This is a genomic window from Serinicoccus sediminis, assembly GCF_004153545.1.
Lineage (GTDB): Bacteria > Actinomycetota > Actinomycetes > Actinomycetales > Dermatophilaceae > Ornithinicoccus > Ornithinicoccus sediminis_A.
This window is the reverse complement of the sequence record NZ_SDVA01000102.1, coordinates 1-393: the sequence shown is the minus strand read 5'-3', so window position 1 is coordinate 393 and position 393 is coordinate 1. Positions and strand designations below refer to the sequence as shown.

The 393-nt window shown below is 71.5% G+C and carries 1 pseudogene; it reads right to left on the bottom strand.

Going from position 1 to position 393, the window contains the following annotated elements:
• A pseudogene (locus EUS26_RS16795) lies at positions 1–393 on the bottom strand (HNH endonuclease signature motif containing protein); the annotation flags it as partial.

Sequence of the window (393 nt, the reverse complement as noted above, 5' to 3'; positions counted from 1 at the left end):
ACGGTCATGAGAGCGTCGTAGCGGCGTTGCCCGGCCGTGCGGGTGTCCAGCTCCGCGAGGCTCGCACTGCCCTCTTCGGCGTCGTCGCGGCGGACCGGCGCGGCCAACGGTGACATCAGCACGGCCCGGATCGCCTCGTAGTCCGCGTCGCTGCCCACGGTGACCACGAACCGGCGCAGGGACCCGTCGGCCAGCGACGACTCATGCACATCCCGCAGCTCATGCTTGGCCTGGGCCCGGGCGACCTGCTCCTTCTCGGACAAGCACGTCGCGACCAGCTTGGACGTGATCCTGCCCAGGTCCTTGTCGTCGAAACCCTCCCGGCCCGCCGCCACGGTCAACAGCTCCGTCGCCGCCGCGTACTCGGCCTCCCCCAGGGCCGGCCGGATCCTG